Origin of the sequence: Sutterella massiliensis, assembly GCF_016899755.1 — a bacterium.
In the GTDB taxonomy this organism is placed as follows: domain Bacteria; phylum Pseudomonadota; class Gammaproteobacteria; order Burkholderiales; family Burkholderiaceae_F; genus Sutterella; species Sutterella massiliensis.
The window spans coordinates 1-310 of sequence record NZ_JACJJC010000376.1 but is presented as its reverse complement, the minus strand read 5'-3'; the positions used below and the strand labels follow the sequence as shown (position 1 = coordinate 310).

Here is a 310-nt window from a genome sequence, read left to right as displayed (position 1 = left end):
CTGCAGGGTCGCATGCTCGGTTCCGGCACGATGGCCGCCGCCAAGCTCCCCGAAGAGAAGCTCAAGGCGCTTCTCGCAGACTATCCGGGTGTGGAAATTGCGGGCCTCAATGCCGTCGACAACTACACGCTCTCGGGCGACGAAGCGTCGATCGACGCGCTGCGTCCGCTCGTGAAGGGGGCGGGCGGGCTTTTCAAAAAGCTTGCGCTCCCTTATGCGTTCCACAGCTCCCGCATGGCGCCGCTCGAGGACGAAATCATCCGCACGCTCTCGGACATCGTTCCGCAGTCGCCTGCGATCGGTTTTTATT

At 62.6% G+C, this 310-nt stretch carries 1 protein-coding gene; it reads left to right on the top strand.

Annotated elements, in window-relative coordinates; translation table 11 throughout:
• Window positions 1-12 precede the first annotated feature (12 nt).
• Window positions 13-310, top strand: a 298-nt coding sequence (locus H6A60_RS12980; protein ID WP_205105279.1) for a hypothetical protein, incomplete at its 3' end; no start/stop codon positions are given.